General features: G+C 59.0%; 22 protein-coding genes. 15 read left to right on the forward strand and 7 right to left on the reverse strand.

Going from position 1 to position 23805, the window contains the following annotated elements:
* The first annotated feature begins 127 nt into the window (after window positions 1-127).
* The gene (locus FPL19_RS13425; RefSeq protein ID WP_150913058.1) at window positions 128-1369 is read left to right on the forward strand and encodes a lipoprotein-releasing ABC transporter permease subunit; all 1242 of its coding nucleotides are present in this window, start codon (window positions 128-130) and stop codon (window positions 1367-1369) included.
* Window positions 1362-2072, forward strand: coding sequence for an ABC transporter ATP-binding protein (locus FPL19_RS13430; RefSeq protein ID WP_150913060.1), 711 nt, complete (start codon window positions 1362-1364; stop codon window positions 2070-2072). Before FPL19_RS13425 ends, FPL19_RS13430 begins: the two co-directional genes overlap by 8 nt.
* Here FPL19_RS13430 and FPL19_RS13435 read toward each other — a convergent pair.
* Window positions 2060-2623, reverse strand: a complete 564-nt coding sequence (locus FPL19_RS13435) for a DUF2062 domain-containing protein (protein WP_150913062.1) — start codon at window positions 2621-2623, stop codon at window positions 2060-2062. The two genes, FPL19_RS13430 and FPL19_RS13435, sit on opposite strands and share 13 nt — an antisense overlap.
* A gap of 48 nt (window positions 2624-2671) precedes the next feature.
* Here FPL19_RS13435 and FPL19_RS13440 point away from each other — a divergent pair, with 48 nt between their 5' ends.
* The 9 genes from FPL19_RS13440 to murB all read left to right on the forward strand — a co-directional run bounded on the left by FPL19_RS13440 (window position 2672) and on the right by murB (window position 11537).
* Window positions 2672-5068 carry a DNA internalization-related competence protein ComEC/Rec2 gene (locus tag FPL19_RS13440; RefSeq protein WP_150913064.1) on the forward strand — a complete coding sequence of 799 codons (2397 nt, stop codon included), beginning with the start codon at window positions 2672-2674 and terminating at the stop codon, window positions 5066-5068.
* Window positions 5069-5188: 120 nt separating this feature from the next.
* A complete protein-coding gene (locus FPL19_RS13445) occupies window positions 5189-5815 on the forward strand; it encodes a MotA/TolQ/ExbB proton channel family protein (protein WP_150913066.1) in 627 nt (208 codons plus the stop codon).
* A gap of 4 nt (window positions 5816-5819) precedes the next feature.
* On the forward strand, window positions 5820-6242 hold the full coding sequence (locus FPL19_RS13450) for an ExbD/TolR family protein (protein ID WP_150913068.1): 423 nt from the start codon (window positions 5820-5822) through the stop codon (window positions 6240-6242).
* Window positions 6243-6298: 56 nt separating this feature from the next.
* A complete protein-coding gene (gene msbA / locus FPL19_RS13455; protein ID WP_150914235.1) occupies window positions 6299-8020 on the forward strand; it encodes a lipid A export permease/ATP-binding protein MsbA in 1722 nt (573 codons plus the stop codon).
* Complete coding sequence (gene lpxK, locus FPL19_RS13460; protein WP_150913070.1) at window positions 8017-9012, forward strand: tetraacyldisaccharide 4'-kinase; 996 nt, start codon at window positions 8017-8019, stop codon at window positions 9010-9012. Before msbA ends, lpxK begins: the two co-directional genes overlap by 4 nt.
* Before the next feature lie 10 nt (window positions 9013-9022).
* Entirely contained in the window at window positions 9023-9211 is a 189-nt protein-coding gene (locus FPL19_RS13465; RefSeq protein ID WP_150913072.1) for a Trm112 family protein, read from the forward strand.
* A gap of 10 nt (window positions 9212-9221) precedes the next feature.
* Complete coding sequence (gene kdsB, locus FPL19_RS13470) at window positions 9222-10013, forward strand: 3-deoxy-manno-octulosonate cytidylyltransferase (protein ID WP_150913074.1); 792 nt, start codon at window positions 9222-9224, stop codon at window positions 10011-10013.
* A complete protein-coding gene (locus FPL19_RS13475; protein WP_150913076.1) occupies window positions 10006-10485 on the forward strand; it encodes a low molecular weight protein-tyrosine-phosphatase in 480 nt (159 codons plus the stop codon). The genes kdsB and FPL19_RS13475 overlap by 8 nt, the downstream gene beginning before the upstream one ends.
* A complete protein-coding gene (murB, locus tag FPL19_RS13480; RefSeq protein ID WP_150913078.1) occupies window positions 10482-11537 on the forward strand; it encodes a UDP-N-acetylmuramate dehydrogenase in 1056 nt (351 codons plus the stop codon). Before FPL19_RS13475 ends, murB begins: the two co-directional genes overlap by 4 nt.
* Here the strand turns inward: murB and FPL19_RS13485 are convergent.
* Window positions 11534-13267, reverse strand: a complete 1734-nt coding sequence (locus tag FPL19_RS13485) for a proline--tRNA ligase (protein WP_150913080.1) — start codon at window positions 13265-13267, stop codon at window positions 11534-11536. The two genes, murB and FPL19_RS13485, sit on opposite strands and share 4 nt — an antisense overlap.
* Window positions 13268-13392: 125 nt before the next feature.
* Between FPL19_RS13485 and FPL19_RS13490 the strand changes: the two genes are divergently transcribed.
* Window positions 13393-13815: a PaaI family thioesterase gene (locus tag FPL19_RS13490; RefSeq protein ID WP_263656809.1), complete on the forward strand. Its 423-nt coding sequence runs from the start codon at window positions 13393-13395 to the stop codon at window positions 13813-13815.
* 7 nt (window positions 13816-13822) lie between these two features.
* On the opposite strand, the gene FPL19_RS13495 is transcribed toward FPL19_RS13490, so the two are convergent.
* Entirely contained in the window at window positions 13823-14320 is a 498-nt protein-coding gene (locus tag FPL19_RS13495) for an Lrp/AsnC family transcriptional regulator (RefSeq protein ID WP_150913083.1), read from the reverse strand.
* Window positions 14321-14467: 147 nt separating this feature from the next.
* Here FPL19_RS13495 and leuA point away from each other — a divergent pair, with 147 nt between their 5' ends.
* On the forward strand, window positions 14468-16171 hold the full coding sequence (leuA, locus tag FPL19_RS13500; protein WP_150913085.1) for a 2-isopropylmalate synthase: 1704 nt from the start codon (window positions 14468-14470) through the stop codon (window positions 16169-16171).
* Between the two features lie 85 nt (window positions 16172-16256).
* Here leuA and FPL19_RS13505 read toward each other — a convergent pair whose 3' ends face one another.
* The 3 genes from FPL19_RS13505 to xseA all read right to left on the reverse strand — a co-directional run bounded on the left by FPL19_RS13505 (window position 16257) and on the right by xseA (window position 19971).
* A complete protein-coding gene (locus FPL19_RS13505) occupies window positions 16257-16466 on the reverse strand; it encodes a cold-shock protein (protein WP_008169155.1) in 210 nt (69 codons plus the stop codon).
* Between the two features lie 166 nt (window positions 16467-16632).
* A complete protein-coding gene (locus FPL19_RS13510; protein ID WP_150913087.1) occupies window positions 16633-18507 on the reverse strand; it encodes a propionyl-CoA synthetase in 1875 nt (624 codons plus the stop codon).
* A gap of 90 nt (window positions 18508-18597) precedes the next feature.
* Window positions 18598-19971 carry an exodeoxyribonuclease VII large subunit gene (xseA, locus tag FPL19_RS13515; RefSeq protein ID WP_150913089.1) on the reverse strand — a complete coding sequence of 458 codons (1374 nt, stop codon included), beginning with the start codon at window positions 19969-19971 and terminating at the stop codon, window positions 18598-18600.
* Between the two features lie 192 nt (window positions 19972-20163).
* Between xseA and guaB the strand changes: the two genes are divergently transcribed.
* Both guaB and guaA read left to right on the forward strand, forming a co-directional pair.
* Window positions 20164-21627 carry an IMP dehydrogenase gene (guaB, locus tag FPL19_RS13520; protein WP_150913091.1) on the forward strand — a complete coding sequence of 488 codons (1464 nt, stop codon included), beginning with the start codon at window positions 20164-20166 and terminating at the stop codon, window positions 21625-21627.
* Window positions 21628-21692: 65 nt separating this feature from the next.
* On the forward strand, window positions 21693-23270 hold the full coding sequence (gene guaA / locus FPL19_RS13525) for a glutamine-hydrolyzing GMP synthase (RefSeq protein ID WP_150913093.1): 1578 nt from the start codon (window positions 21693-21695) through the stop codon (window positions 23268-23270).
* 55 nt (window positions 23271-23325) lie between these two features.
* Here the strand turns inward: guaA and FPL19_RS17550 are convergent, their stop codons facing one another.
* Window positions 23326-23787, reverse strand: a complete 462-nt coding sequence (locus FPL19_RS17550; RefSeq protein WP_191965279.1) for a PEP-CTERM sorting domain-containing protein — start codon at window positions 23785-23787, stop codon at window positions 23326-23328.
* Window positions 23788-23805: the final 18 nt, after the last annotated feature.

The following is a 23805-nucleotide window of genomic DNA, read 5'->3' on the forward strand; positions in this document are numbered from 1 at the left end:
ACTTGTTATTGCGCAGTACACATTGATTTTTATGATCTGTTTTCAGAAATCAGTCTAACAGCTTCCGGCCGGATCACAGGCGGCAGGAATTCCAAAGCACCAGAAGGCAGCGACAGGCTCCTACCCAATGTTCAGACCCTTATCACTATACATCGGCTTGCGGTACACCGCTGCCAAACGGCGCAACCACTTTATTTCTTTTATTTCACTGACGTCCATGATCGGCCTTATGCTGGGTGTGGCGGTTCTCATCATTGTTCTGTCCGTGATGAACGGTTTTGACCGTGAGCTGAAACAGCGGATTCTGGGCATGGTGCCCCATGCGGTGGTTCAGGGTGACCCGTACCTTCAGGACTGGGAGTCCGTTGACCGACAGGTCCAGCAACATCCTTCCGTGCTGGCTGCTGCCCCCTTCATTCAGGGACAGGGCATGGTCACCGGCGGCGGCAACGTACGCGGTGTTGCCCTCAACGGCATACTGCCGGAGCAGGAGCGAAGCGTTTCCATTATCGAGAATCACATGCTGTCGGGCGGGCTGGAAGATCTGAAGTCCGGCGAATTCGGCATTATTATCGGCAAGCTGATGGCTTCGAGCCTGAGGTTGCAGGTAGGCGACAAGGTCACCGTGGTGCTGCCTGAAGCGTCCATCACGCCCGCCGGCGTACTTCCGCGACTGAAGCGCTTTACCGTGAAAGGCGTCTTCAGCGTTGGGGCCGAGCTGGACGGCAACTACACCCTGATCCACATGGATGATGCCGCAAAACTCATGCGGACCGGCGGCAATGCCCAGGGCGTGCGTCTGCTGGTGGATGATCTGTTCAAGGCGCCGGTTGTTGCTGAGCAGGTTGCCAGCCAGCTTTCCGGTCGCCACTTTATATCCGACTGGACCCGCACCCACGGCAATCTGTTCCAGGCCATCCGCATGGAAAAAACCATGATCGGGCTACTGCTTATGTTCATTGTAGCGGTAGCGGCATTCAACATTGTGTCAACCCTGGTGATGGTGGTGACGGACAAAACCGCGGACATTGCCATCCTCCGGACCATGGGCGCGACACCCGGGCGAATCCTACGGATTTTCATCGTGCAGGGCGCGGTTATCGGCCTGACCGGAACCCTGGTGGGCACCGCTCTGGGCATTCTCGGCGCCTACAATATCAGCGCGTTCATCGCCTGGCTTGAATCCTTTCTGGGCCACCAGTTCCTGAGTTCGGATGTGTACTTCATCAGCTACCTGCCGTCCCAGTTGAAGTGGCAGGATGTCTACATTATCAGTGGCGCCGGTCTGGCGATGAGCCTGCTGGCAACCATTTACCCGGCCTGGCGTGCGTCGCGGGTTGATCCGGCGGAGGCCCTTCGATATGAATGAACAGGCACCTGGCAGCGCCGAGCAGGCGATGATTATTGATTGTGAGAAGGTCACGCGTACCTACAACGAAGGCCCTGGCAAACTGACGATTTTCTCGGATATTTCTCTGCGGGTCGCCGCCGGTGAAACCGTCGGCATCGTCGGCAGCAGCGGGGCTGGCAAGACCACTCTGCTGAACCTGCTGGGCGGGCTGGACCGCCCGTCGTCAGGGCATATCGAGATCTGCGGCAAGGACATTCATCGTCTCAGCGAGGCCGCAAGAGCCCGTTTCAGAAACCGGCACCTGGGGTTTGTTTACCAGTTCCATCATCTGCTGCCAGAGTTTTCAGCGCTCGAGAACGTCATGCTGCCCGGCACACTCGGTGGCATGTCGGTCAGGGAAGCGTCCGATCGCGCCGCCACCATGCTTGAGCGGGTTGGTCTTGCCGGACGACTGAAGCACAAGCCTGGTGAGCTCTCTGGTGGTGAGCGCCAGCGTGTTGCCATTGCCCGGGCACTGGTCAATGAGCCTGACTGTGTGCTGATGGATGAGCCTACCGGTAACCTCGACGAGCAGACGGGGCAGGGCGTGCGTGAGCTGATTGAATCCCTGCGCGACCAGATTGGTATCGCCTTTGTGTTGGTCACGCATGATATGACGATCGCAAGGGCACTTAACCGGGTGTTGCGGTTGGAGCAGGGGCAGCTGTTTCAGGAATCCTGACCCGCCGCCCGCTGTTTCCGCGCTGCTTTAAGTCTGCGGTTCCTGGCCCGGATCCGTTCCCCCCAGTCCTTGCGAACCTTGCGACGCCAAAGGTACTGGACTATCAGGTATCCCGTGCATGCGCCGATCGTAGCGACCAGCAGCGAGCCCAGGTAGAGCGGGATGCCGATATCCATCAGACGCTCGCTAAGCCAGGACCAGCTCAGGTGGAACTCGAAGTCCAGCACCGGGCGGTCAAGCACCATGGCCCCAACCTTGTAGTTGAAATAGAACATGGGGGGCATGGTGATAGGATTGCTGATCCAGACCAGAATCACCGATAGCGGCAGATTGGCATTGAACCAGATGGCAAAGAGAACGGCGGCTACCATCTGGAAGGGCATGGGAATGAAACAGAAAAACAGACCGATCAGAAACGCCCGGGCCACGCTGTGACGGTTGATATGCCATAGGTTGGGCTCATGCAGTATATCGCCAAGAAAGTGGAGCGATTTGATCGCTCGCACCCGTTCCGGCGTCGGTAAATACCGTTTCATGAACTTCTTTGGCATCGGGAAGTTCTGCTGACAATTGGGGGACAAGGATTGTCCGGAAGTTTTATGGCCAGAATCGGCCTTGCCTGCTTTGCATGCGGCGTCATCTTACTGTATTGCCTGACAGTATTGCCACCTCCGTCGTGGGTCAGTCTGGTGACCGTGATGGTTCTGCTGCCGGTCTTTTTCATTGGCGGGGGCGGGGCGCGACTGCTCTGGCTGGCGCCGGCGCTTACCCTACTTGGATTCACCTGGGCGCTCTGGCAAGCCGACGCCCGCCTCGACTCCCGTTTGCCCGGCCTGCTGGAAGGCAAGGCTATTGAGGTGTCCGGTTATGTCTGCGGCGTGCCGGAACCCGGCAGTTTTGGTAGCGTCCGGTTTCCCTTCTGCGTTTCCACCTGGCATTTAACGGACGGGGATATGCCCCAGGGCGTGTCGGGTGAGCGTCTGCCGCAGCGGCTTCGCCTGGCCTGGTACGGCGAAGAGGCCGGTCTTCAGGTACCAACGCGGCTGCGTCTGACGGTAGTGCTTAAAAAGCCCCATGGTGGCGTCAATCCCCGCGGATTCCGCTATGAGTCCTGGCTGTTCCGACAGAATTACGGGGCCATAGGTACTATTCGGGGGGCCAGGCAGGATCTGTCCGTGCCCTGCGGTGTGGTGTGCCGATACCACCAGTGGCGCACAGACACGGTGGAGAATCTGATCGGGCGTCTGGAATCGGTTGAGTCAGCCCCGCTGATTGCCTCCCTCATGCTTGGCTATCGGGGATTGCTTGAACCGGAGCACTGGCAGGTACTGAAAGCTACGGGCACCATTCACTTGGTGGCGATTTCCGGTCTGCACCTGGGCCTGGTTGCCATCGGGGCCGGCTTCCTGCTTCGGCGACTACTGGTGTGGTTGCCGGAGCGCTGGTTTTCACCCGCGCAGGCGCGGTTAGCGTTATTCGTGCTGGTGTGTCTGGCCAGCCTGGCCTATGCCCTGGCCGCCGGGTTCTCGGTGCCCACCCGCCGGGCGCTGATCATGGTTGTGGTGGGTTGCTGGTATGTGTTCGCGGCTAGGCGTGGCCGGGCAGCGGATGCCGTGCTCTTTGCGCTGGTGCTTGTGCTGGTCTCTGACCCTCTGTCGCCGCTGGATCAGGGCTTCTGGCTGTCTTTCGGGGCGGTCGGTATTCTGACGCTTGTGTTCAGTGGCCTGCTCCGGCCGGCGGCCTGGTGGCGCAGCCTTTTGCTGGCCCAAGTGGCCATATTTGCCTCGCTCTGGCCAATCTTGGCGGCTCTGGATCAGTCGCAGCCGCTGGTGGGATTTGTCGCCAACCTGGTGGCTATTCCCCTGGTCTCACTGCTGATTATGCCCGCCGTTTTTCTGAGCGCATTAACCATGATTCTGGCGCCGGCGCTGGAGCCGTTTTTCACAGCTGTTCTCGATCTGTTGATGAAAGCACTCTGGTGGTTTCTTGAGCAGACTTCCGGTCTGGTTCTGCCGGTGATCACGCCTGGCTTTGGCGAGCTACTGGGTTTTGCGGTGGTTGTTGCGCTGGCAATGGCGTTTCCTTTCCGGGGATTTCGGCTGACTCTGGCGCTGACAGCGGCTTTATGGCTGGGCGTTTCGGGCGGCCTGTTCACGAAAAAGGGAGAAATGCAGAACGCCCGGGTCCCTTTTCCTGAAGTCCGGATTTGGGATGTCGGGCAGGGGCTTTCGGTTCTGGTGCGTGAGGATGACCGCGTGCTGCTTTATGACACCGGGCCGGCACTGGAGGGTGTGTATTCCTCGGTTGAATCGGTGCTGCTGCCAAATCTGCTGTCGCTGGGCGTTCAGCGTATTAACACGCTCGTGATCAGCCATGCCGACGGTGATCATTCCGGCGGCGTCCCGCTGCTACTGGATCGGGTCCGGGTTGATCAGATTATCAGCGGCGAGCCTGAAAAAATGGCCCGACGCCTGGGGCCTGCCAATTCGTTTGATATCCAGCCCTGCCAGGACCGATCCGGCGAGGCAGGCCCTGCCTTTACTGCCTGGCAGTCCGCCGGAGAAGAAAGCGGAAACAATGCCTCCTGCGTGCTCACCTTTGCCTTTAATCAGGGGCGCCAGCAGATGATACTCGGGGGTGATATTTCCGCCTCGAGCGAACGGTTGTTTATTGCGAACAGTCCGGCAGTGACGGCCGGTGCCAGCAGTTTCCGGGTGGTTCTGGCGCCGCATCACGGCAGCAATACCTCGTCATCCACAGAGTGGGTTGCCGGGCTTGCTCCGGATCTGGTGTTGTTCAGCGCGGGCTATCGCCACCGTTACGGACACCCGCATCCGGACGTTGTCAGCCGTTACCGGGCGGCGGGGAGTCAGTTGCTGAACACGGCAACCTCCGGGGCCATCCGTCTGACTTTCACTCCGGACGGCGTACGGGTGTTTAAGGAAAGGCAGGCTGCACCTTTCTGGATCGAGCGCTGGAGCGGCCAGGATCGCTGATCGGCGCGAATAGGCGCAACATTGCAGAATAGTGTGTAAATTCCGCAAGCTTGCGGGTGTGGCGACAATACAGAGCTATGCTAAAGTAGCGCGGCTTGCAAACAATCAGGGAGACCAAGCGTGTTCGAGCTTCTGAAAGCGGGTGGCATTTTAATGGTGCCGATTATTGCCTGTTCCATCATTGCCCTTGCGATCATCCTTGAGCGGTTTTACACCCTCAGACCGTCGAGAGTGACGCCTCAGCACACCATCAACGAGCTCTGGCGATGGATCAAAAAGAAAGAACTCAATGGCCGGAAGCTCAAGGCCCTGCAGGGTTCGTCTCCGCTTGGCAGAATACTGGCTGGCGGACTGATGAACGCCAAACACGGTCGTGAAATCATGAAAGAAAGCATCGAGCACGAGGCCAGCCAGGTCATCCACGATCTCGAGCGCTTTCTGAACCCTCTCGGTACCATTGCGACCATTACTCCGCTGCTGGGCCTTCTGGGTACGGTTATCGGCATGATCAAAGTGTTTGCCGAGATCCAGCTTGCCGGCGTGGGCAATGCCGGCAACCTGGCCGGCGGTATTTCCGAGGCCCTGATCACCACCGCCTCTGGCCTGAGCGTGGCGATTCCGGCGCTGATCTGCCATCGCTATTTCATCCGCCGGGTGGACGAGTTGGTTGTCGGTATGGAGCAGGAAGCCATCAAGCTGGTTGAAGTGGTCCACGGTGACCGCGAAATCGACGTGGAAGGAGCCTGAACACGTGAAGTTCAAGCGCCAGAGAAGCCAGGAAGTCGGCGTCGACCTGACCCCCCTGATCGACGTTGTGTTTCTGCTGCTTATTTTCTTCATGGTGTCGACCACCTTCACCCGCGAGAGCCATCTGAATATTGAACTGCCGGACGCGCAGGGTGAGCGGTCGGAGCAGCAGGCGGAGCTGATTGATGTGGTCATCAATGCCGACGGGCAGTACCGCCTGAATGATCGTGCTCTGGTCAATAATCAGCGGGCGACACTGGAGCGGGCGGTAAGCGAGCTGGCAGGCGGCGATACCTCTCTGCCGTTCATCATTACCGCAGACGCGCGAACGCCCCACCAGTACGTGGTGCGCGCGATGGACGTTGCCGGTTCCCTCGGCTTTGCCAAACTGAGTATCACCACGGAACGTCGGGGTGAATCCGAGTGAGTGAAGCGGCGGACACCGAGCAGACCCCCCGATCCGGCCAGACCGGTTCTGGCTGGATGACCTACCGGCGCTTGCTGGCCTACGTCAAACCCTTCTGGGTGGCGTTTGTGTTGGCAGTGATCGGCAACGTAATCTACGCAACCGCGTCAACGGGCATGGCCGCCGCCATGGAATACGTGATCACGGCGCTGGAGAACCCCACCGAGCAAAACCGGCTGTTGCTGACGGGCATGATTGTCGGCGTGTTTGCGCTGCGGGGCCTCGGCTTTTTCCTGAGCCAGTATTACATCAACTACGTGGGCCGTAATGTTATCAATGCGCTACGCAAGCAGGTGTTCGACCGCCTGCTGTCGCTGCCGTCGCGGTATTTCGACGAGAACGCTTCGGGTCGCCTGGTCTCCAAGCTGACGTTCAATGTGGAACAGGTGGCCGCTGCGGCCAGTAATTCCATCACAATCATGTTGCGGGAGGGGCTGACCATCGTCGGTCTGCTGAGCTTCATGATCTATACCAACTGGAAGCTAACTCTGGTGTTCATGGCTGTGGGGCCGATTATCGGCCTGGTCGTCAACTTTGCCAGCCGCCGGTTCCGCCGGATAAGCCAGCGAATCCAGACCTCCATGGGCGACATTACTCATGTGGCGTCTGAATCCATCAGCGGCTACCGCGTGGTCAGAACCTTCGGTGGCGAGCAGTATGAGCGTGACCGTTTCCGCGGTGTCAGTGAGAAAAACCTGGAACAGAGTCTGAAAATGGCAACCACCCAGGCCATCAGTGTGCCGGTGATCCAGGTGCTGGTCGCCGTCGCCATTGCCGCGCTGGTTTGGACCATGCTGGCGCCGGAGATTCGCGGCAGCATGACCACCGGTGAACTGGTCGCCTTTATCACCGCGGCCACCACCATGGCCAAACCGATTCGCCAGGTCACCTCGGTTCACGCGGAAATCCAGAAGGGCGTTGCCGCCTCCCACGATGTGTTTTCAACGATTGATGAGGAGCCGGAGGCCGACACTGGCACCTATGCCCCTGAGCGGGTGGATGGCCGGATTGAATTCGACAACCTGTCCTTCCGCTATCGGGACCAGCTGGACGATGTGCTTCAGGATATCTCGCTGACAATCCCGCCAGGGCAGAGCGTCGCGCTGGTGGGGCGGTCCGGCAGTGGCAAATCGACTCTGGTGAGCCTGCTGCCAAGATTCTATGAATACACCGGTGGCGACATCCGCCTTGATGGCCATTCCCTGAAAGACTATTCCCTGAAAGCGCTGCGTGCGCAGATTGCCCTGGTGACCCAGAACGTGGTGCTGTTCAACGATACCATCGCCGCCAATATTGCCTATGGCGTTCTGCGGGACTGCCCCGAAGAGCAGATCCGCGAGGCGGCCGCCAAGGCCCACGCCCTCGAATTCATTGATCGGATGCCCGAAGGGCTTCAGACCATGATCGGCGACAACGGCGTCATGCTCTCGGGCGGTCAGCGCCAGCGGCTGGCGATTGCCCGAGCGCTGTTGAAGGATGCACCGGTGCTTATCCTCGACGAGGCAACCTCGGCCCTGGATACCGAATCCGAGCGGCACATCCAGGAAGCGCTGGAGTTCGTGATGCGCGGTCGTACCACGCTGGTCATCGCCCATCGCCTGTCCACCATTGAAAAAGCTGACCGGATTCTGGTGATGGACGGCGGCCGCATCGTGGAGTCGGGACGTCACGACGAGCTGCTGGCTAAAGGCGGCGCCTACGCGCAACTTCACCAGATGCAGTTCAGCGAGCAGGGATGACTGGCTGGGTTGATCGGCTCTGGTACGGCAAGGGGCGACCGCTCTGGCCACTCTACCCGTTTGCCTGGCTGTATCGACTTATCTCGGAGCAGCGGCGCAGGGCCGGCTGGCAGGCCATGTCTGCGCCGATCCCGGTGCCGGTCGTGGTGGTGGGCAACATTACCGCTGGCGGCACCGGCAAATCACCGCTGACGGCGATGCTGGCGCAGTTACTGAAGGATGAAAGCTGGCGCCCGGTCATTCTTACCCGGGGATACGGCGGAAAATCCGGACACTACCCATTTCAGATCCAGCCGGAAACCTCCGCGTCAGAGGCCGGAGATGAGCCGGTCATGCTGTCCGATCAGGCCGGGTGCCCGGTGGTGGTGGATCCGGATCGGTGCCGGGGAGCGCTCTGGGCGCTGGATCAGGGTTTGGGGAACATTCTGCTATGCGATGACGGATTGCAGCACTATCGCTTGCCCCGGGATATCGAGATCGCCGTTTTTGACGGCCAGCGCGGCCTCGGCAACGGTGCGCAGATTCCGGTCGGCCCTCTGCGTGAACGCCCCGACCGGTTGTCTTCCGTTGATTTCGTGGTGACCAATGGCGGCTGGCTGTCGGAACTGGATCATCCGCACCAGCACACCATGACGCTTGTACCCACCGCCCTGCGGCATCTTGCCTCGGGAAGGGGTGTACCATTGGATGAAATCCGGGGAAAACCGGTGACGGCGGTGGCCGGTATCGGCAACCCCGGGCGTTTTTTCGATACACTGAGAAACCTGGGCGCAACGGTTTCAGAGCGCGCGCTGCCTGATCATCACCAGTTCAGGCCGGAAGACCTGCAGTGCAATGGTGACCAGTGGCTGGTCATGACCGCCAAGGATGCCGTCAAGTGCCGCGAGATGGCGCCGGATAATGCCTGGGTGCTGGAGGTTTCGGCGCAACTGCCGCAGGCATTTTCCGCGGCTTTTCTGGCGGCGGTGAATACAGCGGACCAAACCCATTAAGAGAAATAGCATGGACAAGAAATTGATCGCTTTGCTGGCGTGCCCCGTCTGCAAGGGAGACCTCGAACTGAATGACAAGCGTACCGAGCTGATCTGCTATATGGACGCAATGGCCTTTCCCATCAGGGAAGGAATACCGGTGATGCTTAGCTCCGAAGCCCGGACACTGAGCACCGACGAGCGACTTCACAAACGCTAACGGGGTTTTTATGTCGTACATCGTGGTGATACCCGCGCGATACGCGTCTACCCGGTTGCCGGGCAAGCCGCTGGCGGATATCGGTGGCAAACCGATGATTCAGCATGTGTATGAACGCGCTTGCGAAAGCGCCGCGTCGCGGGTTGTGATCGCGACGGATGACGAGCGTATTGAAAAGGCCTGCCGTGGATTCGGTGCCGAAGTGGTGATGACGTTGGCGACCCACGCCAGCGGCACGGATCGGCTGGAAGAGGTGGCCCGCAAACTGGGATTCGGCCCCCGGGACCGGGTGGTCAATGTCCAGGGCGACGAACCGCTTATCCCGCCGGAACTGATCGACCAGGTCGCCGACAACCTTGAAGCCTTTCCTGAAGCCGCTATCGCCACCCTGTGCGAATCCATTACCGATACTAAAACGCTGTTCAACCCCAATGTGGTGAAAGTGGTGGCCGATGCCAGAGGTATGGCCCACTATTTCAGCCGTGCGCCAATCCCCTGGGCCAGAGAGGCATGGAGTGGTGACGTGCGAGTAGACGGTGCACGCGACATGCCGGCGAACGCCCGATATTTTCGCCACATTGGCATCTACGGTTACCGGGTCAGCCTGCTTCAGGCCTTTGTAACCTGGCCTCCCGCCCCGACCGAACTCACCGAATCCCTGGAGCAGCTGCGAGCGCTCTACAATGGCGCGCTGATTCATGTGGCGGAGGCAGCGGTCAGGCCGCCGGCCGGCGTGGATACGCAGGAGGATCTTGAACGACTCAGAGCCATGGTTAATGAAAGGGGATTGCTGAATGAGTGAACCTGTCCGAGTGCTGTTTGTGTGTCTTGGCAACATCTGCCGTTCCCCCAGCGCAGAGGGTGTATTCCGGCAGGTGGTGGAGAATGCCGGTTTAAGTAACCAGGTGAAGATAGATTCCTGTGGAACCGGCAGCTGGCATGTGGGAAAGGCGCCGGACGGCCGTGCCCGGGAAGCGGCCGCCAGGCGTGGCATTGATATCAGTGACTTGAGGGCGCGGCAGTTTCAGGAATCGGATTTGTTCGAGTTCGACTATGTACTGGTAATGGATCGTCAGAGCCTTGCCGATATCAAGCGCGTCCAGAAGGAGATTGGCGGAACCGAGCCGGAACTGTTTCTTGATTACGGAAGTCCTTCCCACGACGAGGTGCCCGACCCGTATTACGGTGGCAATCAGGGTTTCGAGATGGTTCTGGACCTGATTCAGGAGGCCAGCGAAGGGCTTCTGGCCCGATTGCGGGAGAGACTGGCTTGAGCCTCCCCCCGGTCATTCGCGAGTGGGTCAGTCTGAGGGGCAAGAACAGCCTGGGCATCGCGGCAAGGGCCCAGTACTTCACCCAGGTTCGCTCCCTTGATGATCTACGTTTTGCCCTGGACTGGGCAGACACCCATGCCGCAGAAACACTGATTCTGGGTGGTGGCAGCAACCTGGTATTTGCTGGGGATTTCCGCGGGCTTGCGGTGCAGGTGTCTATCAGCGGGCGCTGCTGGCAGGCGGTTGAAGGCGACGCGGCCACCCTTGAATTGGGCGCCGGCGAACCCTGGCATGAGTGCGTGTTATACGCTGCCAAAGCCGGTTATCGGGGAATCGAGAATCTCGCGCTGATTCCCGGCACCGTGGGTGCAGCACCGGTTCAGAATATCGGTGCTTACGGCACAGAACTGGCCGACACCCTGGTGGATGTGACCGCGCTGGACCGGACCACAGGTGAGGAGGTGCGGCTGTCGAACGCGCAGTGCCGGTTCAGCTATCGCGACAGCCTGTTCAAGCATGAGCCAGGACGCTTTATCATTACCCGGGTTCGCCTCCGACTGTCCCGAAGCCTGCCCCTGCAACTGGAGTATCGGGACCTGAAAGAGTATTTCAGCGAGCAGAACACCAGAGAGCTTACCCCCTCCGACGTTGCCCAGGCGGTTATGGCGGTGCGCCGGCGCAAACTGCCGGACCCGTCGCAGATACCCAATGTGGGAAGCTTCTTCAAGAACCCGGTTGTCCCCATTGCCCAATGGCATCAACTGAAAGCGCAGCATCCGGGCCTGGCGGGTTATCCGGACGAAACCTCGGCCAAGGTGGCGGCTGCCTGGCTTATTGATCAGTGTGGCTGGAAGGGCTATCGGAACGATCGGGTGGGGGTCCACAACCATCAGGCTCTGGTACTGGTTAACCATTCTGATGGCAGCGGCCAGGACGTTCTGGATCTTGCGTCCAGAATCCGTGCCGACGTTCTTTCGACATTCGGTATCGAACTGGAAATGGAGCCCGGCGTAGTCGGTGACTTGCCCGCCGGGCCCTCAGACGGCTTTTAGAGCCCGCCTCTCGGAGACTGGTTGATCAGGAAGGGCAGAGCCTCATCCAGAGGAATGTCCTGTTTGTCGGCATCATTGCGGCCCTTGTATTCCAGGGTTTCGGCTTCCAGCCCGCGGTCGGACACCACGAACCGGTGGGGAATACCGATCAGCTCGATATCCGCAAACTTGACTCCGGGCCGCTCGTTCCGGTCATCCAGCAGCACATCGAACCCTGCCTGCTTGAGTTGGGCATAGAGCCGTTCGCCAGCTTCCTGAACCGTCGGGGATTTATGGCCGTTCAGGGTCACGATCGCGACCTCGAAGGGTGCAATGGCATCCGGCCAGATAATGCCTTTATCGTCGTGGTTCTGCTCGATGGCCGCAGCCACGATGCGTGACACGCCGATGCCATAGCAGCCCATTTCCAGGATGCCCGCCTTGCCGTTCTCGTCCAGCACGGTGGCGTTCATGGCGCTGCTGTACTTGTTGCCCAGTTTGAAGATGTGGCCCACTTCAATGCCCCGGCGGATTTCCAGAACGCCCTGGCCGTCCGGGCTGGTGTCGCCTTCCACCACGTTGCGGAGGTCCTCAACCCGGTTCAGGGGAACATCCCGTTCCCAGTTCACGCCGGTGAGGTGATAGCCCTCTTTGTTGGCACCACAGACGAAGTCTGCCAGGTGGGCCGCACTCAGATCGACGATGACCGGGACCGGCAGATTCACCGGGCCGATGGACCCGGCCTTGCATCCAACCGCCTGTTCGATTTCCTCGTCGGTCGCCATGGTAAGTGGCTCGGCCACACCCGCAAGGTTTTCCGCCTTGATTTCGTTGAGGCTGTGATCACCGCGAAGGATCAGCGCAACCAGGCCGCTGGTACCGTCTTCATCTTCCTCGGCTTTGACCAGCAGGGTCTTGACCGTCGACGTGACATCGACACCCAGGAAGCTGGCTACCGCATCAATGGTGCGCTGGTCCGGGGTTTCGACCTTTTCCAGTTCGGCTGATGGGGCTGGCCGCTCGCCCTGGGGCGGCAGTGCCACGGCTTTTTCGATGTTGGCGGCGTAGCTGCTTTCGGTGCTGAACACGATGGCGTCCTCACCGGAGGAGGCCAGCACATGGAATTCGTGGGAGGCACTGCCGCCAATGGCGCCGGAATCCGCCTCCACCGGGCGGTAATCCAGCCCCACACGATCAAAGATCGAGCAGTAGGTGCGGTGCATGACCTGATAGGTGTCGTTCAGCGACTCTTTGGTCAGATGGAAGGAGTAGGCGTCCTTCATGATGAATTCCCGTGCGCGCATCACACCAAAACGGGGGCGTCGCTCATCGCGGAATTTGGTCTGAATCTGGTAGAAATTCGCCGGCAGTTCCTTGTAGCTTTTCAGCTCGTTGCGCACCAGATCGGTGATGACTTCCTCATGGGTCGGGCCGAAGCAGAAGTCCCGGCCGTGGCGGTCCTGCATGCGCAGCAGCTCGCCGCCATACTGCTCCCAACGGCCTGATTCCTGCCACAGTTCCGCGGGCTGGATAGCGGGCATCAGAACTTCCTGGGCGCCGCTTTTGTCCATCTCCTCCCGCACTATGCGCTCAACCTTACGCAGCACTCGCAGCCCCAGTGGCAGCCAGGTGTAAAGACCGGCTGCCAGCTTCCGGATCATACCGGCTCTGAGCATCATCTGGTGGCTGATGATTTCCGCGTCTGCGGGGGTCTCTTTCTGGGTGGCAATCAGGTAACGGCTTGCTTGCATAATGTGATCCGTCGGAATTATTTGGGATTGGTGACAGGTCCGAAAGTCTGCTTTCAAAGACTGGGAGTGCCCGCTATTGTACGGAGCGAATCAGACAAGGTACAGACGGAGACAGGCGGATGAGTTTGACGGCACAACAACTCGGCGAGTTGATTCGCGCCGGGGTTCCCATGGCAGAGGATATCGGATTTACGGTAGACGACGCCGGTGAGGGATTTGCAAAGGCGAGACTGATTTTTTCGGAGCGGCTTATCCGGCCCGGTGGCACGCTGTCAGGCCCGGTGCAGATGGCCCTGGCGGATGCCGCCATGTATGCCGCAGTGATGGCCACCATCGGGCAGGTGGAAATGGCGGTGACCAGCAACCTGTCCATCAACTTTCTGGAGAAACCGGCCCCGGGGGATCTGATTGCGGATGCCGTGGTGCTGAGGCTGGGGCGGCGGATTGCGTTCTGCGAAGTGCGCCTGCTTTCCCCGGATGCGGACAAAGGCGAGGATGTGCTCGTTGCCCATGTCACCGGCAGCTACGCCTTGCCGGGGAACCGCTGAACGCCTATCAGGTCAGGTAGCCCAGGGGCAGTGCGGTGCTGTCAATCACCCGTCTAAGCACGAAACTGGAGTGCACGCCGCTTACGCCCTGAATCCGGGTAATCCGGTTGAGCAGGAAGTGGTGGTAGTGGTCCATGTCCGGTACCACCACCTTCAGCATGTAATCGGCGTCCTGGCCGGTAATCAGATAGCACTCCTGTACTTCCGGATACTCGCCCACCTTGGCTTCAAACTCGGCAAAGCGTTCCGGCGTGTGCCGGTCCATGCCGATCAGGATGATGGCGGTGAGGGACAGGCCCAGCTTCTTGTGATCGAGAATCGTCACCTGGCGCAGGATAATGCCGGATTCCTCGAGGGCTCTTACCCGACGAAGGCAGGGGGAGGGCGACAGGCCAACCTTGTCGGCCAGTTCCTGATTGGTCAGCGAGCCGTCTTTCTGGAGCTGCTCCAGGATATTCCGGTCTATTCTGTCAATTTTGATCAGTGTCTGGCTATTACTTGCCATAAATCGTCACCATTTTAAAAAAATACGCAATTTATCACTAATAAATAATCTTTTACTGAAAAAAAAGCAATCATTAACCCCTCCAAAGCCGGTAACCTGTTCGGTAATCACAGAAACCGTTTTCCGTTCAATCAGGGACCAGACGTTATGGCTTTTGATCACCGCAAATACATCCCGTTCAAACCGATGGCAAAAACCGATCGCCGTTGGCCCGACCAGGTCATCGAGAAGGCGCCCAGATGGTGCGCTGTTGATCTGCGGGACGGTAACCAGGCGTTGGTCAAGCCCATGACGGTAGCCCAGAAGCAGCGGCTGTTCGATCTGCTGGTAAAAGTTGGCTTCAAGGAAATCGAAATCGGGTTCCCCGCGGCCAGTCAGCCGGATTTTGATTTCTGCCGGAAACTGATCGAAGAGAACCGGATTCCGGATGATGTCCATATCCAGGTACTGACTCAGGCGCGCCCGGAATTGATCGAGCGTACCTACAAGGCTCTTGAGGGCGCAAAAAAGGCGATTGTTCACGTCTACAACTCCACCTCTACTGTCCAGCGTGAACAGGTGTTCGGCATGGATCGGGAGGGTGTTAAGGAAATCGCGGTCAATGGCGCCCGGGTCGTGAAATCCATCGCCGAGCGTTACCCGGACACCGAATGGACCTTCCAGTATTCGCCCGAGAGCTTCACCGGCACCGAGATGGACTATGCCGCCGAGGTGATCGATGCGGTGAACGACGTCTGGCGCCCCGATCAGGGCCAGCCGGTGGTGATCAACCTGCCGGCAACCGTGGAAATGGCAACGCCCAATGTGTTTGCCGACCAGATTGAGTGGATCTGCGACCGGGTTCGTTATAGGGAGCATATTGCCATCAGCGTGCACACCCACAACGACCGTGGATGTGCCGTTGCTGCGGCCGAGCTTGCGGTCATGGCCGGCGCCGACCGGGTTGAGGGCACCCTGATGGGTAATGGTGAGCGCACCGGCAACATGGACCTGGTAACCATGGCCATGAATCTCTATTCCCAGGGCGTTGATCCCACCGTGAATCTGTCCGGCATCGCCGAAATTACCGACGTGGTGGAGGCCTGCACCGAGATCTCGACCCATCCCAGGCACCCCTATGCCGGCGAGCTTGTATTCACCGCCTTCTCCGGCAGCCACCAGGACGCCATCCGGAAATGCCTGTCGAAACGCAAAGATGACGATCTGTGGAATGTGGCCTATCTGCCGATTGATCCCCGTGATCTCGGGCGCAAATACGAAGAAGTGGTGCGCATAAACAGTCAGTCCGGCAAGGGTGGCGTGGCCTACATTCTGGAACGGGATTACAACATCAGTCTGCCACGCTGGCTGCAGATCGAATTCAGCAAGGTGGTTCAACGCGAGGCGGAAACGAACGGCGGCGAAATCGATTCACTGACTATTCATCGCCTGTTCGAAACCCGGTATCTGAAGGTCCGTAAGGCCTGGGAGCTGCGTTCCTACGATCTGCATCGGGATGACAACGGCGTGAACGCGACGGTCAGTATCGGTCCGGAAGCCAGCCCGACGACACTCAGCGGTCACGGTCTGGGAGCGGTTGAAGCGGTGTCCGCGGCTCTGGAATCACTGTTCGATGTGTCCATTGCCGTTGAAGCCTATGACGAGTTTGCGCTGAGCGAAGGCACCAAAGCGAATGCGCTGGCCTGTATCCGGGTCACAGCAAACGGCGAGCACTGCAGTGCGGCTGCCCTGGCAGAAGACACCACCTCGGCGACCCTGCAGGCACTGTTCTCGGCAGTCTCCCAGGTGGTACCGACAGATCCCTCAGGAGCGGTGCAGAAAGCAGGCGAAACCGAACAGGTGGGTGTCTGACATAAAAAAGCCGGCTTTCGCCGGCTTCTTCATCTTCCCTGTGCCCGTGAGGGGCATAGGGCGGATGCGTAACTTTCCGGCCTGATCAGACCGGCGTCACGTTCTCCGCCTGAGGACCTTTCGGACCCTGTGTTACAGTAAACTGCACCTGCTGACCTTCGGTCAGGGTGCGGAAACCGCTGGCGTTGATTGCACTGTAGTGAACGAATACGTCACTGCCACCGTCCTGAGCGATGAAACCAAAGCCCTTGGACTCGTTAAACCACTTTACATGGCCTGTTTTGGTATCTGACATTGATCTTTCCTGTATTTCTGCAATTTTCCCTCACGGGACCTTCTAACTACCAGCTTTTGACAGCCAATTTTTAGTATAGACCGACTCTGGAGCGCGTCAACGGCTTTTTTTGTCACTTTTCTGAAATAATTAACGTTCAAAAACAATCGCTTGAATGCGTTGTCGGTCATCCTTTCAATTGTTCGCTGATCTCTTCCAGAATGGAGGGATCGTCGATCGTGCTTGGCACCTTGTATTCCTCACCATCGGCAATCTGCCGGATCACCCGTCTGAGGATTTTACCCGACCGGGTCTTGGGCAGGCGCTCAACAACAAGCGCCCGGCGGAAGCAGGCAATGGCGCCGATTTTCTCCCGCATCATCTCCACCAGTTCTTCTTCCAGTTCATCGTGGCCGATGGTTGCGCCGTCCTTGACCATTACCAGGCCAATCGGAATCTGTCCCTTCATGTCGTCCTGGGCGCCAACAACGCAGCATTCGGCAATCGCCGGGTGGCCGGCAATCACTTCTTCCATTTCGCCGGTGGACAGGCGGTGGCCCGCCACATTGATGACATCGTCGGTGCGGCCCATCACAAAAACATAGCCGTCCTCATCGACGAAGCCTCCGTCACCAGAGGTGTAAAAGCCGGGAATTGGGTCCAGATAGGTCTTGCGGAAGCGTTCGTCGTCGCCCCAGACGGTGGTCATGCAGCCGGGGGGCAGGGGGAGTTTTACCGCGATCTGGCCCTGTTCGCCTGCCGGCATCTGTGAACCCTTGAAATCCACAACCCGAACATCGTAACCGGGCGAGGGGAAAGTGGCGGAGCCGGGCTTGGTCGTCATCTGCTCCAACCCTACCGGGTTGCAACAGATAGCCCAGCCTGTTTCGGTCTGCCACCAATGGTCCAGCACCGGCAGGGTGGTATGCTCCTTGAGCCATTCATAGGTGGCCGGATCCAGCCGTTCACCGGCCAGAAACAGCCGTTTCAGCGAGCTGATATCGTAGCGGCCCAAAAGATCTGCTTCCGGATCTTCCTTGCGAATGGCCCGGAAGGCTGTGGGTGCGGTAAACAGGAAGTTTATCCGGTGATCCTGCACCACCCGCCAGAAAGCGCCGGCGTCGGGAGTCTTGACCGGCTTTCCTTCATAGAGGACGGTGGTGCATCCGGCCAGCAGCGGACCATAGACAATGTAGCTGTGACCAACGACCCAGCCCACGTCCGAGGCCGCCCAGAAAACATCCCCGGGGCCGGCATCGTAGACCAGTTCCATGCTGTAGCGCATGGCAACCGCGTGGCCGCCGTTGTCGCGTACTACCCCTTTGGGTTTGCCGGTGGTGCCTGAGGTGTAAAGGATATAGAGCGGGTCGGTCGCAGCGACAGGTACGGGATCGGCGGCTGTGGCACCGGCAATAAGCGACTGCCAGTCGATGTCCCGACCCTCAACCAGGCTGGCCTTGACCTGGGGGCGCTGGTAAACCACGCAGAATTCCGGCTTGTGGCTGGCCTCTTCGATGGCGAGATCGACCAGCGGCTTGTATTCAATGAGTTTCTGCACTTCGATGCCGCAGGATGCAGTGATCACGGCCCTGGGGGAGGCATCGTCGATTCTGACGGCCAGCTCGTGGGCGGCAAAACCCCCGAATACGACAGAGTGAACCGCGCCCAGGCGGGCGCAGGCCAGCATGGCGATAACCGCTTCCGGAATCATGGGTATGTAGATGATCACCCGGTCGCCTTTGGCGATTCCCCGACTTTTCAGCGCGCCGGCAAACAGGGCGACTTCATGGGTTAGCTGGCTGTAGGTATAGGATTTCTGATTGCCAGTCACCGGGGAATCGTAGATCAGCGCTTTCTGGTTGCCGCGCCCGGCGCGGATATTGGCGTCAAGCGCTGCCTCGCAGGTGTTGATGATGCCATCGGGAAACCACTGACCATGGCCGTTGTCGGTGGCCTGCCAGATTTTCGTCGGGGGCTCGATCCAGCTTACGTCCGCTGCCTTTTCCCGCCAGAACGCTTCCGGCGTGTTCATTGAACGACTGAACTCTGATTGATAGCTCACACGGCCCCCTTGCCAATTCCGTTGTTATAGTTCCACGGAATCAACTTTAGGCGCTTTGAGAATCGGCACTAGTAGACCATCGGCTAAGAGCTATACAGGAGAATTATTGGAGCCCGTTTCTGCACTTACGGAGGTTACTTCAGCCTCGATGCGGCCACCGGATACCCTAGCGGTCACGGCATCGCCAGGGCTCAGGTGTCCAACTTCCCTGACAATATTACCCCGCCTATCCTGAACAATCGCATACCCCCGGCCCAGTGTGGCCAGCGGGCTGACTACGTTGAGGGTCTGGGCCAGATGTTCCATACGGTTGTTCTGACGATCCAGCTGTTGATTGATCGCCTTGGAGAGACGCTCATTGAGGTTGTCCAGGTTGTTATGGCTTTCCTTCAGGCGCCGGGAAGGAGATTGCAGCGTCAGACGCCCGCTGAGATGAGATGCCCGTGTCTCGGAACGCTCCAGCCGCTGGCGCATGGCCTTGCCAAGCCGAACATCCAGCTCGTCCATGCGCTGGGCCTTTTCCATAAGCTCACGCCGGGGATCGCGAAGTCGAGCGCTGAGGTGCCTGAGCGCGGTTTCCAGTCGGGTGAGGGCCCGCTTTGCGGCTCCCGCCAGCCGAAGTTCGCCTTCTTCCAGTTGGCGTATCCAGGTGGTCTGGTCCGGCGAGACCTTTTCCGCCGCCGCCGAGGGCGTCGGCGCCCTGAGGTCTGCGACAAAGTCGGCAATGGTTATGTCAACTTCATGGCCTACAGCGCTGACGGTGGCAATCGCTGATCCTGCAATGGCGCGGGCAACGGCTTCTTCGTTGAAACACCACAGGTCTTCCAATGAGCCGCCTCCGCGGCCGATAACCAGCACATCCGCAACCCCATGGGCATTGGCGGTCTCGATGGCGCGCACGATATCGCTGGTCGCCGCTTTCCCCTGGACAGCCGTGGGGTAGAGGGTGACCGGAATCGAAGGGCAACGCCTGGCCAGAACGGTAAGGATGTCGTGAATGGCCGCCCCGGTCGGCGAGGTGATCACGCCGATGTGCCGCGGAACCGCCGGCAGCGGTTTCTTGCGCTCCATGTCGAACAGGCCTTCCTGCTGCAGACGGGCTTTCAGAGCCTCGAAGGCCTGCTGCAGGGCGCCGGCGCCGGCAGGCTCGATCTGCTCGACGATAATCTGGAAATCACCGCGATTCTCGTAAAGGGTGACTTTCCCACGGATACGCACCTGGTCGCCTTCTTTGGGAATGTCCCGCACCCGCTGGTTAAAGCCGCGGAACATGGCGCAACGGACCTGGCATTTTTTATCTTTCAGGGAGAAATACCAGTGGCCGGAAGAGGGCCGTGAGAAGCCGGAAAGCTCGCCTTCGACCCACACCTGAAGAAAACTGGCCTCAAGGAGATGTCGGGCCTGATGGTTCAGTTCACTGACGGACAGCGCGCGGGGCCGGGAATCCTGGAAACCGTTGGTCAAAAGTGCACTCCAGTGGGTTGTATACGCAAATGCCGAAAAAGAACTGGCAAAAATAACGGAATTTCAAAAAGATGCAAACTCAGGGGCGGAGGCTACCGGTTTACTGTCAATGACCGCGCACTTATAATAGGTCGATTAAGGATTTTGCTTTGCTGAATCCTCCAATCTAGCATGTTCAAAAGGCGGATCCCAATGCTGCGAATTGCCGAAGAAGCCCTCACGTTTGACGATGTTCTGCTGGTCCCCGGCCGCTCCGAAGTGTTGCCGCATCAGGTTGACCTGCAGACCTGGCTGACCAAGGATATCAGGCTGAACATTCCTCTGCTGTCGTCGGCGATGGACACCGTGACTGACGCGGATCTGGCGATTGCCATGGCCCAGGAAGGCGGCATCGGCATCATGCACAAGAGCATGTCCGTTGAGCAGCAGGCGGCAGAAGTTCGCAAGGTCAAAAAATATGAAAGCGGCGTGGTGAAAGACCCCATCACCGTGTCCCCCGATACCACCGTTCGAGAGCTGGTGGACATTACCACCGCCAACCGTATTTCCGGTCTTCCGGTTGTTGATGGCCGGGATCTGGTCGGCATTGTGACCGGCCGGGACATCCGTTTTGAAAGCCGCATGGATACGCTGGTCCGCGACATCATGACCGGCAAAGACCGACTGGTCACCGTCAAGGAAGGCGCCGACCTCGAAGACGTGAAAGAGCTGTTGCATCGCAACCGGATCGAGAAGGTTCTGGTGGTCAACGACGATTTCGAGCTGCGCGGCCTGATCACCGTCAAGGACATCCAGAAGGCCAAGGATTACCCGCTGGCATGCAAAGACGACCAGGGCCGTCTCAGGGTTGGCGCCGCGGTCAGCACTGGTGGCGATACCGACGCCCGGGTGACCGCCCTGGTTGAAGCCGGCGTTGACGTCATTGTGGTCGATACCGCCCACGGCCACTCCAAGGGCGTGATTGACCGGGTAAGATGGATCAAGAAGACCTATCCGGACGTGCAGGTGATCGGCGGCAATATTGCTACCTCTGCAGCGGCCATTGACCTGGCAGACGCCGGGGCGGATGCGGTCAAGGTGGGCATCGGCCCCGGTTCAATCTGCACCACACGCATTGTGGCGGGTATTGGCGTGCCGCAGATTACTGCCGTGTCCAACGTGGCGGCGGCCATGAAGGAGCGGGGCGTGCCGGTGATTGCCGATGGCGGCATCCGGTTCTCCGGTGATATTTCCAAGGCTATTGCCGCAGGCGCGCACAGCGTGATGATCGGCAGCCTGCTGGCAGGCACCGATGAGGCGCCGGGTGAAGTCGAACTTTTCCAGGGCCGCAGCTACAAGGCGTACCGTGGTATGGGCTCAATCGGTGCCATGGGGCAGGGCTCCGGTGACCGTTATTTCCAGGACGCCAGCAAGGGTATTGAGAAGCTGGTTCCCGAAGGCATTGAGGGCCGCGTCGCCTGTAAGGGTCCCATGCGTAACATCGTGCATCAGTTGATGGGCGGCCTCCGGGCCTCCATGGGTTACACCGGTTGTGCCACCATGGAAGAGATGCGCACCAAGCCGGAATTTGTGCGCATCACCAACGCCGGCATGCGGGAGAGCCACGTGCACGACGTGACCATCACCAAGGAAGCGCCCAACTACCGCATCGGGTAACCGGTTCCCGACAAGCGCGGCTCATCCAGTGAGTCGCGCTTTTTTCTTTCTGATCTGAGGATTTCATGGCTCATAACATTCACGACCACCGCATTCTGATTCTCGATTTCGGCTCCCAGTACACCCAGCTGATTGCACGCCGGGTTCGCGAGATTGGCGTTTTCTGCGAAGTTCGGGCGTTTGATATCACCGATGAGGAACTGGCCGAGTTTGCGCCCAGAGGCATCATTCTTGCCGGTGGTCCCGAATCCGTGACCCAGCTTGGCGGGCCAAGGGCTCCGGAGGGGCTGTTTGATCGCGGCATCCCCATTCTGGGCATCTGCTACGGAATGCAGACCATGGCAGAACAGCTTGGCGGCCGCGTGGCCAGCTCCGAGAAGCGTGAATTCGGCTATTCCCAGGTCAAGGTGCGGGCGGACGGCCCGCTGTTGAAAGATATCACCGATCATCTGACGCCCTCTGGGGAGTCCCTGCTGGATGTCTGGATGAGTCACGGCGACAAGGTCGTGCAGATGCCTGATGGCTTCGAGCTGCTGGCATCTACGGAAAGCGCACCCATTGCGGCCATGCAGGACGTCAGTCGCAAGCTCTACGGAGTGCAGTTTCATCCTGAGGTAACACATACCCTTCAGGGCAAGCGCATCCTCGAGCATTTCGTATTCAGCATTTCCCAATGCGAGGCTCTCTGGACGCCCGCCCGGATCGTGGACGATGCGGTTGAACAGATCCGCAATCAGGTTGGCAAGGATAAGGTCCTGCTTGGGCTTTCCGGCGGCGTGGACAGCTCCGTCACCGCGGCCCTGCTGCATAAGGCCATTGGCGATCAGCTCACCTGTGTATTCGTGGATAACGGCCTGCTTAGGCTTCATGAAGGCGACCAGGTCATGGACATGTTCGCCAGCAACATGGGTGTGAAGGTGATCCGTGTTGATGCCGAAGACCTGTTCCTGTCCAAGCTGAAAGGCGTGGATGATCCGGAAGCCAAGCGCAAGATCATCGGCAATACCTTTATCGATGTGTTCGACAGCGAAGCCGCCACAATTACCGATGTGAACTGGCTGGCCCAGGGCACCATCTATCCGGATGTGATCGAATCGGCCGCGTCAAAGACCGGCAAGGCCCATGTCATCAAGTCCCACCACAATGTGGGCGGACTGCCGGAAACCATGAAAATGAAACTGGTTGAGCCGCTGCGGGAGCTGTTCAAGGACGAGGTCCGCCGCATTGGCCTGGAATTGGGCCTGCCTTACGATATGGTCTATCGTCATCCGTTCCCCGGGCCGGGTCTGGGCGTGCGGATTCTGGGCGAAGTGAAGAAGGAATACGCGGACATCCTGCGCCTTGCCGATGCGATCTTCCTGGAAGAGCTGCACAGGGCGGATTTCTACCACAAAACCAGTCAGGCCTTCGCCGTGTTCCTGCCGGTTAAATCCGTTGGCGTTGTCGGCGACGCCCGTCGTTATGAATACGTGGTTGCGCTTCGCGCGGTCGAGACCATCGATTTCATGACGGCCCGCTGGGCGCACTTGCCTTACGACCTGCTGGAAACCGTGTCGAACCGGATCATCAACGAGATCACCGGGGTTTCACGGGTTACCTACGACGTGTCGTCCAAGCCGCCTGCCACGATTGAGTGGGAGTAAGGTCAGGCACTCGTCCCCGTCTTGGGATCGAGTGCCTGCGCCCTTACTGGACTATCTAACGGTCCTGACTACGACCTCTGGCAAGGCGAAATACCGAGCTCAGCAGCAGGCCACCGGCCAATAGTGCTAGTGATCCCGGTTCGGGAACCTCACGGGGGACCGGCGGAGCCGAAAAAATAGCACCGACCGCGTCAATATCCGCTCCTACTGTTGAGCCACTTGAAGCGCCCTCATCAATGTCGTCAATCAGCTGGACAGCGTCGAATCTGAGTTGGCCGGCCCCGAAACCTCCGAATACAGAATCAATATCCAGGGACGAAGTCGCACCAAATACTTTACCGATACTGAAGAAACCATCATTGATCTCCAGTCCGCTGAAAGCGCCAAGCAGGCTGAGGGTATCCGCCGTCGGACGAATGGCAACAAAGGTGTCTTCGACATCCGGTCCGATCTCGAAGATGTGCAGGTCGTTGTCTGCGTCACCGCTGTTGGTAAGGCTGTTGTTATCGAACAGCAATTGGATCAGTCCACCGCT

Origin of the sequence: Marinobacter halotolerans (genome assembly GCF_008795985.1) — a bacterium.
GTDB classification, from domain to species: Bacteria; Pseudomonadota; Gammaproteobacteria; order Pseudomonadales; family Oleiphilaceae; genus Marinobacter; species Marinobacter halotolerans.